Source organism: Allobosea sp. 05T439 (assembly GCF_056396005.1).
Genome location: NZ_JBFTKP010000001.1, coordinates 45,597 through 59,968, shown reverse-complemented (window position 1 = coordinate 59,968; position 14,372 = coordinate 45,597). Strand labels below are relative to the sequence as shown.

General features: G+C 65.8%; 12 protein-coding genes. 10 read left to right on the top strand and 2 right to left on the bottom strand.

From position 1 onward, the window contains the following. Positions 1-162 precede the first annotated feature (162 nt). From AC1DIO_RS00275 to AC1DIO_RS00255, 5 genes are all read left to right on the top strand, one after another. Positions 163-903: a GntR family transcriptional regulator gene (locus AC1DIO_RS00275; RefSeq protein ID WP_476852989.1), complete on the top strand. Its 741-nt coding sequence runs from the start codon at positions 163-165 to the stop codon at positions 901-903. 97 nt (positions 904-1,000) lie between these two features. Then, positions 1,001-2,491: an ABC transporter substrate-binding protein gene (locus AC1DIO_RS00270; protein WP_441504432.1), complete on the top strand. Its 1,491-nt coding sequence runs from the start codon at positions 1,001-1,003 to the stop codon at positions 2,489-2,491. Between the two features lie 3 nt (positions 2,492-2,494). Continuing rightward, entirely contained in the window at positions 2,495-3,442 is a 948-nt protein-coding gene (locus tag AC1DIO_RS00265; RefSeq protein ID WP_441504433.1) for an ABC transporter permease, read from the top strand. Further along, positions 3,439-4,299: an ABC transporter permease gene (locus tag AC1DIO_RS00260; RefSeq protein WP_441488033.1), complete on the top strand. Its 861-nt coding sequence runs from the start codon at positions 3,439-3,441 to the stop codon at positions 4,297-4,299. The genes AC1DIO_RS00265 and AC1DIO_RS00260 overlap by 4 nt, the downstream gene beginning before the upstream one ends. 20 nt (positions 4,300-4,319) lie before the next feature. Next, positions 4,320-5,714 carry an amidase gene (locus tag AC1DIO_RS00255; RefSeq protein WP_441488034.1) on the top strand — a complete coding sequence of 465 codons (1,395 nt, stop codon included), beginning with the start codon at positions 4,320-4,322 and terminating at the stop codon, positions 5,712-5,714. A gap of 4 nt (positions 5,715-5,718) precedes the next feature. On the opposite strand, the gene AC1DIO_RS00250 is transcribed toward AC1DIO_RS00255, so the two are convergent. Next, positions 5,719-6,294, bottom strand: coding sequence for a DUF4337 domain-containing protein (locus AC1DIO_RS00250; RefSeq protein WP_441504434.1), 576 nt, complete (start codon positions 6,292-6,294; stop codon positions 5,719-5,721). Between the two features lie 81 nt (positions 6,295-6,375). Beyond that, positions 6,376-7,302, bottom strand: coding sequence for a tyrosine recombinase XerC (locus AC1DIO_RS00245; protein ID WP_441504435.1), 927 nt, complete (start codon positions 7,300-7,302; stop codon positions 6,376-6,378). A gap of 76 nt (positions 7,303-7,378) precedes the next feature. Here AC1DIO_RS00245 and AC1DIO_RS00240 point away from each other — a divergent pair, with 76 nt between their 5' ends. The 5 genes from AC1DIO_RS00240 to atpD all read left to right on the top strand — a co-directional run bounded on the left by AC1DIO_RS00240 (position 7,379) and on the right by atpD (position 14,334). After that, on the top strand, positions 7,379-9,565 hold the full coding sequence (locus tag AC1DIO_RS00240) for a primosomal protein N' (RefSeq protein WP_441504436.1): 2,187 nt from the start codon (positions 7,379-7,381) through the stop codon (positions 9,563-9,565). 211 nt (positions 9,566-9,776) lie between these two features. Then, complete coding sequence (locus tag AC1DIO_RS00235) at positions 9,777-10,349, top strand: F0F1 ATP synthase subunit delta (RefSeq protein ID WP_441488038.1); 573 nt, start codon at positions 9,777-9,779, stop codon at positions 10,347-10,349. Beyond that, positions 10,349-11,878, top strand: a complete 1,530-nt coding sequence (atpA, locus tag AC1DIO_RS00230) for a F0F1 ATP synthase subunit alpha (RefSeq protein WP_441488039.1) — start codon at positions 10,349-10,351, stop codon at positions 11,876-11,878. Before AC1DIO_RS00235 ends, atpA begins: the two co-directional genes overlap by 1 nt. Positions 11,879-11,921: 43 nt before the next feature. Then, positions 11,922-12,791, top strand: coding sequence for a F0F1 ATP synthase subunit gamma (locus tag AC1DIO_RS00225; RefSeq protein ID WP_441504437.1), 870 nt, complete (start codon positions 11,922-11,924; stop codon positions 12,789-12,791). A gap of 73 nt (positions 12,792-12,864) precedes the next feature. After that, on the top strand, positions 12,865-14,334 hold the full coding sequence (atpD, locus tag AC1DIO_RS00220; RefSeq protein WP_113517308.1) for a F0F1 ATP synthase subunit beta: 1,470 nt from the start codon (positions 12,865-12,867) through the stop codon (positions 14,332-14,334). The last annotated feature ends 38 nt before the right edge of the window (positions 14,335-14,372 follow it).

Below are 14,372 nucleotides of genomic sequence, written 5' to 3'. Positions count from 1 at the left end.
ATCTGTCCCGATAGGCCCGCGACTGTACGGGCGAGAAGCGTATCGGATCAATATACTAATATACTAGTATGTCAAAAGTGATTGTGGTAGCGCCTAAGGAGGGTGGCGCTCACAGGGCTTAGGCCGGAGCGTTCGGGAGACATGGGTGGCTGGGACGGGACGATGAACGAGCTCGCAGGCGGCCGCGGCCATGCGGCGGATAATCGACGCGAGCGCCGCCCCCTGGGGCGGGCCGTGGCTCCCGCCGGGCGCTCGACGGCCGCTTCACTGGTTCAGGACGATCTCCGACGCGCCATCCTCGCCATGGAGCTGAGGCCCGGCGTGCCGCTCTCCGAGAAGGAGCTGACGGCGCGCTTCGGCGTCAGCCGTACCCCGGTCCGCGAAGCGCTGATCTGTCTCAAGGAAGAGGGGCTGGTCGAGATCTTTCCGCAGGCGGGGACTTTCGTTGCGCGCATCCCGACCGGGGCTATTCCCGAAGCGGTCTTCATCCGGCAGGCGCTGGAATGCGCGACCGTGGAATTGCTTGCCCGCATCGCGACGCCGGAGGCCATCGCCCGACTTGATGCCACGGTCGCGCGCCTGCACGAAGCCTTCGATATCGGCGATCAGGAGAATTTCCATCTCGCGGACGAAGCCTTTCACGAGACGCTGGCCGATGCCGCCGGGTATCCCGGTATCTGGAAAATCGCACAGGCGGCGAAAAGCCAGATCGACCGCTGCCGACGCATGACCCTGCCGGTGCCCGGGCGCATGGCGATGGTGATCMGCGAGCACCTGTCGATCGTCGATGCCATCCGCAAGGGCCGCGCCACCGAGGCGGTTGCGGCGATGCGCACCCATCTMGGCACGCTCCTGCCCGATCTCGTGCATCTTCAGGCAAAGCATCCAGATTACTTCGTCTGACGCGATCGGTCTGTCGCGTGGACGAAACGGAAGAGCCGTCTTGCGCCGGGCCCATCTCCCGCGCCATCTTGCGCCGCGACATGCATGGGAGTGGCTGATGACGACGCGGCGTGACCTTCTTGCCGGAGCAGGCGCAGCCGCGCTGGCGGCCCAGTTGCCTTTCGTTGCTCTGGCGCAGGCCAAGGACAGCGTCATCATTGCGATGACGCTGGAACCGCCGACGCTCGACCCGACCTCGGGCGCGGCGCAGGCGATCCGCGAAGTTACCTTGCAGAACATCTTCGAAGGCCTGGTCAAGATGGACCGGACCGGCAAGATCGTGCCCTGCCTCGCCGAAAGCTGGGAGATCGCACCCGACAATATCACCTACAGCTTCAAGCTGCGGCGGGGCGCGACGTTCCATGACGGCACCCCGTTCAGCTCCGAACAGGTCAGGTTCTCGTTCGAGCGGGCCGTGGCTCCGGAATCGACCAACGCCCAGCGCCAGCTGTTCACGCCGATCGCGGAGATCGCGACGCCTGATCCGGCGTCCGTGGTCATCAGGCTGAAACAGCCGACGGCGAATTTCCTCTACGGTCTCGCCTGGGGCGATGCGGTGATCGTGGCGCCAGCGAGCGCCGCCAACAACAAGACCAATCCGGTTGGCACCGGCCCGTTCAAGTTCGTGCGCTGGAATCGTGGCGACAGGCTCGAGCTCGAACGCTTCGACGGCTATTGGGGGGAGAAGCCGACACTCGCCAAGGCGACCTTCCGCTTTATCGCCGATCCGCAGGCGCAGGTCGCCGCGTTGCGGGCCGGGGATGTCCACGCGCAAACCAATCTGGCGGCCCCTGAAGCCGTGCCGCAGCTCAAGGCTGATCCCAAGCTCAAGGTCAGTTTCGGCAAGACGGAGGGCGAGGTCATCCTCGCCATCAACAATGCCAAGGCGCCGTTCAACGATCTGCGCGTGCGTCAGGCGATCGCTCATGTGCTCGACCGCAAGACGATCGCGCTCGGGGTCTACGGCTTCGATGTCGACCTGATCGGCAGTCATTTCTCACCATTGCATCCGGCCTATATAGACCTGACCGGCACCTATCCGGTCGATATCCCCAAGGCCAAGGCGCTGCTGGCCGCGGCCGGCTTCCCGAACGGCTTCTCCTGCACGCTGAAACTGCCGCCGCCGACCTATGCCCGGCGTTCGGGCGAGATCATTGCGGCGCTGCTTGCGCAGATCGGCATCAACGCCTCGATCGAGCCGCTCGAATTCCCGCAATGGCTGGAGCGCGTCTTCCGCGGCAAGGATTTCGACCTGAGCGTGATCGCCCATACCGAACCGCTCGACATCAATATCTATGCCCGCGACGACTACTACTTCCAGTACAAGAACCCCGAGTTCAAGGCACTGATGGCGAAGATCGACGTCACCCTCGACGAGGGCCAACGCAATGAGATGTACAGGCAAGCCCAGCGCATCCTGGCGCGCGATGCGGTCAACGGCTTCCTCTTCATCCTGCCGAAGATCACGGTGACGGCGGCCGGGCTGGACGGGATGTGGACGGATTGGCCGCTCCCGATCACGCCGCTCGCCGAGGTGCGCTGGCGCTAGGTCGTGCTGTCGTTCCTGGCGCGCCGGTGCGTGGCGCTTGTCGCCACTCTGCTTGGTGCGGCGCTGGTGATCTTCATCGCGCTCGAGGTGCTGCCGGGCGATCCGGCTGCCGTGACGCTTGGGCTCAATGCGGCTCCCGAGGCGCTGGCGGCCCTGCGCCTGGAGATGGGGCTCGACAAGCCGGCACTGGTCCGTTTTCTCGCCTGGATTTCGGGCCTCCTGACCGGCGATCTCGGCCTGAGCTACACCTATCGTGTGCCGGTGGCCCAGCTGATCGGCGAGCGGATGGCTGTCACCCTGCCATTGGCGCTGGGGGCGATCATGCTGGCTACATCGATTGGCGTTCCACTTGGCTTGCTCGCCGCAGCCAATCATAATCGGCCGACCGATGCGGCCGTGATGGTCTTCGCGCAGCTCGGGCTGGCTGTTCCGAATTTCTGGTTCGGCCTCTTGCTCGTGCTGCTTTTCGCGATCGGGCTCGGCTGGTTTCCGGCCGGCGGTTTCCCGGGCTGGCAGGCCGGGCCGGCTGCTGCCGTGAAGGCGCTGCTGCTGCCGGCCCTCGCGCTCGCCCTGCCGCAGGCGGCGATCCTGGCCAGGGTGACGCGCTCCTCGATGCTCGACACGCTGCAGGAGGATTTCGTCCGTACCGCTCGCGCCAAGGGACTGGCAGAACCGGTCACGGTGGTCAGGCATGCACTGCGCAACGCCTTGATTCCGGTCGTTACCATCATGGGGCTGCAATTCTCGGTGCTGATCGCCGGCGCGATCATCATCGAGAATGTCTTTGCGCTGCCGGGGCTCGGGCGCCTCGTCTTCCAGTCGATCACCCAGCATGACCTGATCGTCGTGAAGGATCTGGTGATGCTGTTTGCCGGCCTCGCCATCCTGGTGAATTTTGCGGTCGAGCTCGTCTATGGGCTCATCGACCCGCGCCTGAGGGAGGCGTCGTGACACCGGCCGGTGCGTCGGCCCCGGTCTCGGCGAAACGCTGGTGGACGGGCCCCTCCTTCCTGATCGGTTTCGCGCTGACCGGGATCATCGTTGCGGGGGCGCTGCTGTCCTATGTCTGGACGCCCTATCCGCCGACGCAGATGATGATCCTGAATCGCCTGAAGCCMCCTTCGGCGACGAACTGGTTCGGGACCGACCAATTCGGTCGCGACGTCTTCTCGATGATCATGGTGGGCGCCCGCAACTCGCTGGCGGTCGGGCTCGGCGCGGTCGGGTTCGGTCTGGTGCTCGGCACAACGCTCGGTCTGCTGGCGGCGATCCGGCGCGACGGCTTCCTCGACAACCTGATCATGCGCACGGCCGACTTCACCCATGCCTTCCCGGCGGTGCTGACGGCGATCATGATCACGGCGATCGCCGGGCCGGGCATGCTCAACGCCATCGTCGCGATCGGCATCCTGAACCTGCCTTATTTCGCGCGCCTGGCGCGCGGGGTGGCGATTCAGGTCTGGACGCGGGATTATATCCAGGCGGCGCGGGCGGCCGGGCTCGACAATGTGCAGATCAGCGTCCGCCATGTCCTGCCGAATGTTGCTGGCGTCATCGTCGTACAGGCGACGATCCAGTTCGCACTGGCGATCCTGGCGGAGGCGGGGCTGTCCTATCTCGGGCTCGGCACGCAGCCGCCGAATCCGTCCTGGGGACGCATGCTGAACGAGGCGCAGACCTTCATGGCGGTGCAGCCATGGCTCGCTATCTTTCCCGGCGCGGCGATTGCCATCGCGGTGCTCGGCTTCAATCTGCTCGGCGACGGCCTGCGCGATGCCATCGACCCGCGCCTGCGCCGAAGCCGCTGAGTGACGATGAGGATGAGACGATGACCGATCTTGCCGATCTGAGCGCGACGGAGCTTCTCGCCGGCTATGCCGCACGGACATTCTCGCCGGTCGAGGCGACCGAGGCGGTGATCGCACGGATTACCGCATGGGAGCCGCAGCTCAAGGCGCTCTATGCCTATGATCCCGCCGCGGCGCGAGCGATGGCGAAGGCCTCCGAGATGCGCTGGCTGAAGGGGGAGGCGCTGGCTCTCGACGGGGTGCCCGGCACGATCAAGGAGAACATCGCGACCAAGGGCGTGCCGGTGCCGCTCGGCACGGCCGCGCGCGATCTCGAGCCGGCATCGGCGGACGCACCGCCGGCGGCGCGGTTGAGGGAGGCCGGCTGCGTCATCCTCGCCAAGACGACGATGCCGGATTACGGCATGCTCTCCTCGGGTTTGTCGAGCTTTCACGAACTCGCCTGCAACCCCTGGGACCTGACCAAGAATCCTGGCGGCTCCTCGGCTGGGGCGGGTGCGGCGGGAGCTGCGGGCTATGGGCCGCTTCATGTCGGCACCGATATCGGTGGCTCGATCCGCCTGCCGGCCGGCTGGTGCGGCTTGGTCGGCCTCAAGCCGAGCTTTGGCCGCGTGCCGATCGACCCGACCTATTACGGCCGCGTCGCCGGGCCGATGACCCGCTCGGTCGCGGATGCGGCGCTGATGATGCGGGAACTGTCCCGGCCGGACAGGCGCGATGGCATGAGCCTGCCGCCACAGGAGATCGACTGGCTGGCGCTGGAGTTTGACGTCAAGGGCTTGCGGCTGGGGCTCCAGGTCGATGCCGGAGTCGGGCTTGCCGTCGAGCCGCATACCCGGGCTGCGATCGAGGCGGCGGCCAGGGCCTTTGTGGCGGCTGGCGCGATTGTCGAGCCGGTTGCGCCCTTCCTGACCCGCGAAATGCTGGACGGGCTTGATGATTTCTGGCGGCAGCGCGCCTGGGTCGACATTGGCGGCCTGTCGGATGCCAGGCAGGGACGGGTTCTGCCCTATATCTACGCCTGGGCCGAGGGCGGCCGGAATCTGAGTGGCGAAAGAGTCTATCGCGGGATGAGCCAGATGCTGGCGATGCGCGATGCGGCGCTGAAAGCCTGTGCACCGTTCGATTTCGTGCTGTCGCCGGTTTCCCCTGTGCCGGCCTATGCGGCTGAGCTGGCCTCGCCCATCCACGACCCTGAGCGGCCCTTCGAGCACATCGCGTTCACGGTCTCAGCGAACATGTCGGATCAGCCGGCGGTCTCGGTCCATGCCGGGCTTACTCCCGAGGGGTTGCCGATCGGCTTGCAGATCACCGGGCGGCGGTTCGACGATCTCGGCGTGTTGAGAATGGCGCGGGCCTGGGAAATTCTACGCGGCAGCGAGGTGCCATGGCCTGCGCCGCCACAGACCGTGTGAGGGTTCAGAACAGCGCGGTCGGCGCGAACTGCGCCACCAGCATCAGGGCGAAACTGATCACGCCAAGGCCGGCGCCGGTGAGGGCCAGCATCGTCACGCCGGTGATGATCGCGGCCGAGGAAATCACGATCGCGATCTGAAGCAGGCCTGAGACGATGTCGTATTTGTCGTCGCGGGCCGCTGCGATGTCACGCACGGCCTCGGCCGTCTTGGCGCGCGCGACCAGTTCCTTGCGGCCTTCATTGGTCTCGGGCTCCGAATCATAGCGCGCAATCGTCTGCTTCCAGCCGTCGATGCGCTTCTGCATGCGCTCGCGGGTGGCGGGGTCCGTCGCGGCTGCGAGATCGATCTCCATCGCCTCCGCGGCCGTGCGCAGTGTGGTGCCGCGGATCGTCTTGGCCTGGAAGAATGACCAGAGATTCGAAGCCTCGATGTTCTTGGCGATCGATTCCTGCTCGGCGTTCTTGCCGCCGATTTCTGAGAAGGCCAGCATCAGGGCGAGCATCGCGATGAGCAGGGCGATGCGCTTGTTGCTGCCGCTGGTGGCGGTTTCGGTGACGTCGGCTGCTGGCGAAGACATGCGATTCTGGTTCCCCCCGGAGACGGCGGGCAATGGCCGGGTTCCGCGGCGGAATCAAGGGGGCTCGCTCGCCTTGGGCTCTCATCGTTGGGCGCGGGGATGGGCCGCATCATAAGCCGCCATCAAACGGGCCGAATCGATGCGGGTATAGATTTGCGTCGTCGAGAGGGACGCGTGCCCGAGTAGCTCCTGGATGGCCCTTAAATCGCCGCCACGCCCGAGCAGATGGGTCGCGAAGGAATGGCGCAGGCTATGCGGGGTCGCAGACGAGGGCAGGCCGAGCGCGCCGCGCAGGCCCTCGACCGCGAGCTGGATGATGCGGGGCGAGAGCGGTCCACCCTTGGCGCCGAGGAAGAGCGGGCCCTCCGGCGGCAATCGCCAGGGGCAGAGCGAGAGATACTCCTCGATCGCGGTGACCACGACCGGCAGAACAGGCACCATGCGGGTCTTCTGGCCCTTGCCGATCACGGTCAGCGTATCCGATGCGCTCCTTGGTGCCTGCGCGCGCGACAACCCAAGCGCCTCGGAGATGCGCAGGCCGCAGCCATAGAGCAGGGCGAGCACGGCTGCGTCTCGTGCCAGGATCCAGGTTTCGCGGTCCTCGCCGGCGCGGATATCGGCCTGCATCACGGCCTTTGCGGCCTTGGCATCAAGCGGGCGCGGCAGCGATTTTCCAATGCGCGGCCCGCGCGTCGCGGCAAAGGCCGAGGCCGTGAGCTTGCCGGTGCGTTCTCCGAAGCGGGCAAAGGAGCGCAGCGAGGCAAGCTGGCGCATCAGTGTGCGGTTGCCGACGCCGTCACGCCGACGCTGGCCGAGAAAGGCTCGCAAGTCGAGCGGCTTCAGCGCTGCCAGATTCTCGAGGGTCGGCTTGCCGCCGAAATGGCCGTCGAGAAAGGTGGAGAACTGCGCAAGGTCGCGGCCATAGGCCTCGAGCGTCTTGGGTGAAAGACGGCGCTCGCTGGCGAGATGGACGAGCCAGTTTTGGCGCAGGGTCTCGAAATCGGTCATCGGCGTCCCCTGTGGTCTGAGCCGAGCATGACGCCCCTGCCTTAACAGGGACCGAATCGATGCTAGACACGGGCGCATGAGCGAGGTTGAGACAGGCATCGAAACAGGCGGCACGGTCGACGTGCTGATCCCGCTCGCGCTCGATCAGGCGTATAGTTATGCGGTTCCAGACGGGCTCGCGCTCAAACCCGGCGATATCGTGCAGGTGCCGCTGGGCCCGCGCGAGACTGTGGGCGTCGTCTGGAGCCTGGGCTCGGGGCGTGGTGGCAACCTGAAGCGCGTCAGCGCCAAAATGGACATGCCGCCGCTCGATCCGGCCCTGATGAAGCTGGTCGACTGGGTCGCTTGGTACACGCTTGCGGCCAAGGGTTCGGTGCTGGCGCTTGCGCTGCGGCGCCCGCCCGATGATACGCCGGAACGACCGAAGATGGGCGTCCGACTCGTCGGGCCGCCGCCCCAGCGCATGACGCCGGCCCGGGCGCGAGCCATCGCGGCGGCGGAGGGCGGCCTGCTGATCGCGAAATCGGCGCTGGCCGAGACGGCCTCGGTGAGTGGGGCGGTGATCGATTCGCTCGTCGATGCGGGGACTTTTGCCATCGAGGCGCTGCCGCGCGGTGAGGTCGTCGACATTCCCGACCCGGATCACGCGCGACCGGCCCTGTCGGCGGGACAGGCCGCGGCGGCGACGGCACTGGTTGCGTCCGTCAAGGCGGCGGCCTCCGGCGTGACCCTGCTCGAGGGCGTCACGGGGTCGGGCAAGACGGAGGTCTATTTCGAAGCTGTGGCGGAGGCGATCCGGCTCGGTCGCCAGAGCCTGATCCTGATGCCGGAAATCGCGCTGACGGCGCAGTTTATCGACCGCTTCGAGGCCCGGTTTGGCGTGCGGCCCGGGCTTTGGCACTCGGCAGTCTCGGGGCGGCGGCGGGAGCGGCTGCAGGCGGCGATCGCAAGCGGCGAGGCGAGAGTGGTGGCGGGCGCGCGCTCGGCCCTGTTCTTGCCCTACCGTGATCTCGGGCTGATCGTGGTCGATGAAGAGCACGAGGCCGCCTACAAGCAGGAGGACGGCGTCAGCTATCACGCCCGCGACATGGCGGTGGTGCGCGGCATGATCGAGAAGGCGCCGGTCATCCTCACCTCTGCGACGCCATCGCTGGAAACGCGCGTCAATGCCGAGCGCGGGCGCTATGCCTATCTGAAACTGCCGGAACGTTTTGGCGGGCGGGAACTGCCGACGCTCGATCTCGTGGATCTCAAGCGCGACAAGCCTGAACGCGGGCGCTGGATTTCGGGCGCGCTCGTCAAGGCCATCACGACCAATCTGGAGGCGAAGGAGCAGTCGCTGCTGTTCCTCAACCGCCGCGGCTACGCACCGCTGACGCTCTGCCGTGATTGCGGTCACCGGTTCCAGTGCCCGAACTGCTCGACCTGGCTGGTCGATCATCGCTTTCGGCGGGCGCTGGTCTGCCATCATTGCGGCCATGTCGAACGCCGGCCGCACGAGTGCCCGGCCTGTCATGCGCCGGAAAGCCTCGCGGCCTGTGGACCCGGTGTCGAACGGCTTGCGGAAGAGGTCGCGACGCTGTTCCCCGATGCGCGTTCGATCGTGCTCTCCAGCGATTTCCCCGGTGGTACCGAACGGCTGAAGCAGGAACTGATGGCAGTGGCGGAGGGGGAGTTCGATATCGTCATCGGTACCCAGCTCGTCGCCAAGGGGCATAATTTTCCGGGGATGACACTGGTCGGCGTCGTCGATGCCGATCTCGGCCTGACCTCGGGCGATCCCCGCGCGGCCGAGCGAACCTTCCAGGTCCTGCGTCAGGTGACGGGGAGGGCAGGCCGGGGCGAGAAGCCGGGCCGAGCTCTGCTCCAGACCCATGATCCCAGCCATCCCGTGCTCAAGGCGCTGGTCTCGGGCGACCCGGAGCGGTTTTATGCCGCAGAGGCGGCGTCTCGTGAGGCTGCCGGCCTGCCGCCCTTTGGGCGTCTGGCCGGACTGATCGTCTCCGCCAACAGCCAGGCGGAGGCCGAAAATCATGCCCGTGCACTGGCGCGCTGCGCGGCACCGCCGGACGGAGTCGTCGTTCTGGGGCCCGCAGAAGCCCCTCTTGCGGTGCTACGGGGGCGGCATCGCATGCGTTTGATCGTGAAAACGGCACGTGAGGTCAATCTGCAGGATTACCTGCGTGCCTGGCTGAAGAGCGCTCCGCGAGCGAAGGGTTCCGTCCGGGTTCAGGTCGATGTCGACCCGCAAAGCTTCCTGTGAGTGCAGGGCCCGGCTGCGGAAAACGGCCCTGTTGATCGCGATCTACGGATTGCGCCCCCCAAAGCCTCATGTTAGTGCACCGCCACATTTCGGACGCAAGGTGCGCACTCGCGCGGCTTTCGTCTGTCTGAAACATCGCAGCGCCAGGACGATGCACTCCACCTTCATCAAGAAGGTCGCCGGTGCAGTCCATTGAACGAGAGATGTGAGCGTGGCTGAAGGCGGATCGCAGGATCAGACATTGGTGTCGGGCGTAGCCGGGCGCTATGCCACGGCGCTATTCGAACTGGCTTCGGAGGCCAGTGCGATCGACGCCGTTTCGGCCGATCTCGACGCATTCAGCGCGATGATCGCCGAGAGCGACGATCTGAAGCGGCTGATCAGCAGCCCGGTCTTCACGGCCGAGGAGCAGGTCTCTGCAATCACCGCCCTGCTGGCCAAGGCGGGCATCGGCGGTATCGCCGGCAATTTCATCGGTTTCGTCGCCAGCAAGCGCCGCCTGTTCGCGCTGTCGGGCATGATCCGCGGTTATCGTGCGCTCGTCGCCGAAGCCAAGGGCATCGTCAGTGCCGAAGTCACGGTCGCCGAGGAGCCGTCGGCCAAGCGCCTCGACGAGATCCGCGCGACGCTCAAGGATGTGGCGGGCAAGGATGTTGCCGTCGCTATCAAGGTCGATCCGGCCATCATTGGCGGTCTCGTCGTCAAGATGGGTTCGCGGATGGTCGACGCCTCGCTGAAAACCAAACTCAATTCAATTCGTCTTGCCATGAAAGAGGTCGGCTGATGGAAATCCGCCCCGCTGAAATCTCCGCGATCCTGAAGGCTCAGATCAGCAATTTCGGGTCGGAAGCCTCCGTCACCGAAGTCGGTCAGGTTCTCTCCGTCGGCGACGGCATCGCCCGCGTCTACGGCCTCGACAAGGTCCAGGCCGGTGAGATGGTCGAGTTCGAGAGTGGCGTGCGCGGCATGGCGCTCAACCTCGAGAGCGACAATGTCGGCGTCGTCATCTTCGGCTCCGACCGAGAGATCAAGGAAGGCCAGACCGTCAAGCGCACCGGCGCGATCGTTGACGTGCCGGTCGGCAAGGAGCTGCTCGGCCGCGTCGTCGACGCGCTCGGCAACCCGATCGACGGCAAGGGCCCGATCAAGGCAAAGATCCGTTCGCGCGTCGACGTGAAGGCGCCCGGCATCATTCCGCGCAAGTCCGTGCATGAGCCGATGGCGACTGGCCTCAAGGCGATCGACGCCCTGATCCCGATCGGCCGTGGCCAGCGCGAGCTGATCATCGGCGACCGCCAGACCGGCAAGACCGCCGTGGCGCTCGACACGATCCTCAACCAGAAGGCCCTGAACGAAGGCACGGACGAGAGCCAGAAGCTCTACTGCGTCTATGTCGCCATCGGTCAGAAGCGTTCCACCGTCGCGCAGTTCGTGAAGGTGCTCGAGGAGCGCGGTGCGCTCGAATACTCGATCGTCGTGGCGGCCACGGCCTCCGATCCGGCCCCGATGCAGTTCCTGGCTCCGTTCGCCGGCTGCGCCATGGGCGAGTATTTCCGCGACAACGGCATGCACGCCGTCATCATCTATGACGACCTGTCGAAGCAGGCCGTCGCCTACCGCCAGATGTCGCTCCTGCTGCGCCGCCCGCCGGGCCGCGAAGCCTATCCGGGCGACGTGTTCTATCTCCACTCCCGCCTGCTCGAGCGCGCCGCCAAGATGGGCGACGAGGCCGGCAAGGGCTCGCTGACGGCGCTGCCGGTCATCGAAACCCAGGCCAACGACGTGTCGGCCTACATCCCGACCAACGTGATCTCGATCACCGACGGCCAGATCTTCCTCGAGACCGACCTGTTCTACCAGGGCATCCGCCCGGCCGTGAACGTCGGCCTCTCGGTGTCGCGCGTCGGTTCGGCCGCGCAGACCAAGGCGACCAAGAAGGTTGCCGGCAAGATCAAGGGCGAGCTCGCGCAGTATCGCGAGATGGCTGCCTTCGCGCAGTTCGGTTCGGATCTCGACGCGGTCACGCAGCGCCTGCTCAACCGCGGCGCCCGCCTGACCGAGCTCCTGAAGCAGGGGCAGTTCTCGCCGCTGAAGATGGAAGAGCAGACGGTCGTGATCTATGCCGGCGTGAACGGCTATCTCGACCCGCTGCCGGTCAACAAGGTTCGCGCTTTCGAGGACGGCCTGCTCGCGCTGGTGCGCGGCAAGCATATCGCCCTACTCAACGAAATCCGCGACACCAAGGATCTTTCGGACGCGAATGCCGCGAAGCTGAAAGAGATCGTCGCTGATTACGCCAAGTCGTTCGCTTGAGGTCGACCGGGGTTTCATCACCCCGGCAATATGAGGATCGTCGATGCCTTCATTGAAGGATCTGCGAAATCGTATCGCCTCAGTGAAGGCGACGCAGAAGATCACCAAGGCCATGCAGATGGTCGCGGCTGCCAAGCTGCGCCGCGCCCAGAGCGCGGCGGAAGCGGCGCGTCCCTATGCCGAGCGCATGGAGACGGTGCTTGCCAGTCTGGCTGCTGGTGTCGCCGGTGACGGCGCTCCAAGGCTGATTGGCGGCACGGGCTCGGACAAGGTCCATCTGCTCGTCGTCTGCACGGCCGAGCGCGGCCTGTGCGGCGCCTTCAACTCTTCGATCGCGCGTCTGGCGCGTGACAAGGCGCAGGCGCTGAAGGCCGAGGGCAAGACGGTCAAGATCATCTGCGTCGGCAAGAAGGGCTATGACATCCTGCGCCGGCAGTTCGAGCAGGACATCATCGAGTTGGTCGACCTGCGCGGCTTCAAGCAAGTCGGCTTCGTCAATGCCGAGACAATCGCGCAGAACGTCCTGGCACGCTTCGACGCCGGCGAGTTCGATGTCGCGACGCTGTTCTTCTCGAAGTTCAGGTCGGTGATCTCGCAGATCCCGACGGCCCAGCGCATCATTCCGGCCGAAATCCCGGCGGGGACCAAGACGACCGACGCCGTCTATGAGTACGAGCCCGACGAGGGCGAAATTCTCGACGTTCTGCTGCCACGCAACCTGACTGTCCAGGTGCTGCGGGCGCTTCTCGAGAATGCCGCTTCCGAGCAGGGCGCGCGCATGTCGGCGATGGATTCCGCCACGCGTAACGCCGGTGAGATGATCAAGAAGCAGACGCAGCTCTACAACCGCTCGCGTCAGGCAATGATCACCAAGGAACTCATCGAAATCATCTCCGGAGCGGAAGCGCTCTAACGCCTGAAGGGCCTGCGCGGCGCTTAAGCCCGCAGGCTTGTCCGTAAAGCTGAACGCTCATCGAGGTTCGACCATGGCCAAAGCCGCAACCAAGACCACCAAGACCAAGACCGAGAAGTCCGCCAATACCGGTACGGGCCGCGTCGCTCAGGTCATCGGCGCCGTCGTCGACGTGCAGTTCGATGGCGAGCTGCCGGCGATCCTGAACGCGCTCGAGACCACGAACCTGGGCAACCGCCTGGTTCTCGAGGTTGCGCAGCACCTCGGCGAGAACACCGTGCGCTGCATCGCGATGGATTCGAGCGAAGGTCTGGTCCGTGGCCAGGAAGTGAGCGACACCGGCGCGCCGATCGCGGTTCCGGTTGGCGACGAGTGCCTCGGCCGCATCATGAACGTCATCGGCGAGCCGGTCGACGAGGCTGGCCCGATCAAGACCTCCACCACTCGCGGCATCCACCAGCCTGCGCCGAGCTATGCCGAGCAGGCCACGGAAGCGCAGATCCTGGTCACCGGCATCAAGGTCGTCGACCTGCTGGCTCCCTACGCGAAGGGCGGCAAGATCGGCCTGTTCGGCGGCGCCGGCGTCGGCAAGACCGTTCTGATCATGGAGCTGATCAACAACGTCGCCAAGGCCCATGGCGGCTACTCGGTGTTCGCCGGCGTCGGTGAGCGCACCCGCGAGGGTAACGACCTCTATCACGAGATGATCGAGTCGGGCGTGAACAAGAAGGGCGGCGGCGAAGGCTCGAAATGCGCCCTCGTCTATGGCCAGATGAACGAGCCCCCGGGCGCCCGCATGCGCGTCGCTCTCTCGGGCCTGACCGTCGCCGAGGATTTCCGCGACCGCGGCCAGGACGTGCTGTTCTTCGTCGACAACATCTTCCGCTTCACGCAGGCCGGCTCGGAAGTGTCCGCGCTGCTCGGCCGTATTCCGTCGGCGGTGGGCTATCAGCCGACGCTGGCGACCGACATGGGCAACCTGCAGGAGCGCATCACCACCACCAACAAGGGCTCGATCACCTCGGTGCAGGCGATCTACGTGCCGGCGGACGATCTGACCGACCCGGCGCCGGCCACCTCCTTCGCCCACTTGGACGCCACGACCGTGCTCTCGCGCTCGATCGCGGAAAAGGGCATCTACCCGGCGGTGGACCCGCTCGACTCGACTTCGCGCATGCTGTCCGCGGCGATCGTCGGTGAAGAGCACTACAACATCGCCCGCCAGGTCCAGCAGATCCTCCAGCGCTACAAGGCGCTGCAGGACATCATCGCGATCCTGGGCATGGACGAGCTCTCGGAAGAGGACAAGATCTCGGTCGCCCGCGCCCGCAAGATCGAGCGCTTCCTGTCGCAGCCCTTCTTCGTCGCCGAAGTCTTCACCGGCTCGCCCGGCAAGCTCGTTGCGCTCGAGGACACCATCAAGGGCTTCAAGGGACTGGTCGAGGGCAAGTACGACCACCTCCCGGAGGCGGCCTTCTACATGGTCGGCTCGATCGACGAAGCAGTCGAGAAGGCCCAGCGCCTGGCTGCCGAAGCGGCGTAATCCGCTGGGGCAACGGCTATCCGGGATGGCGCAAGCCA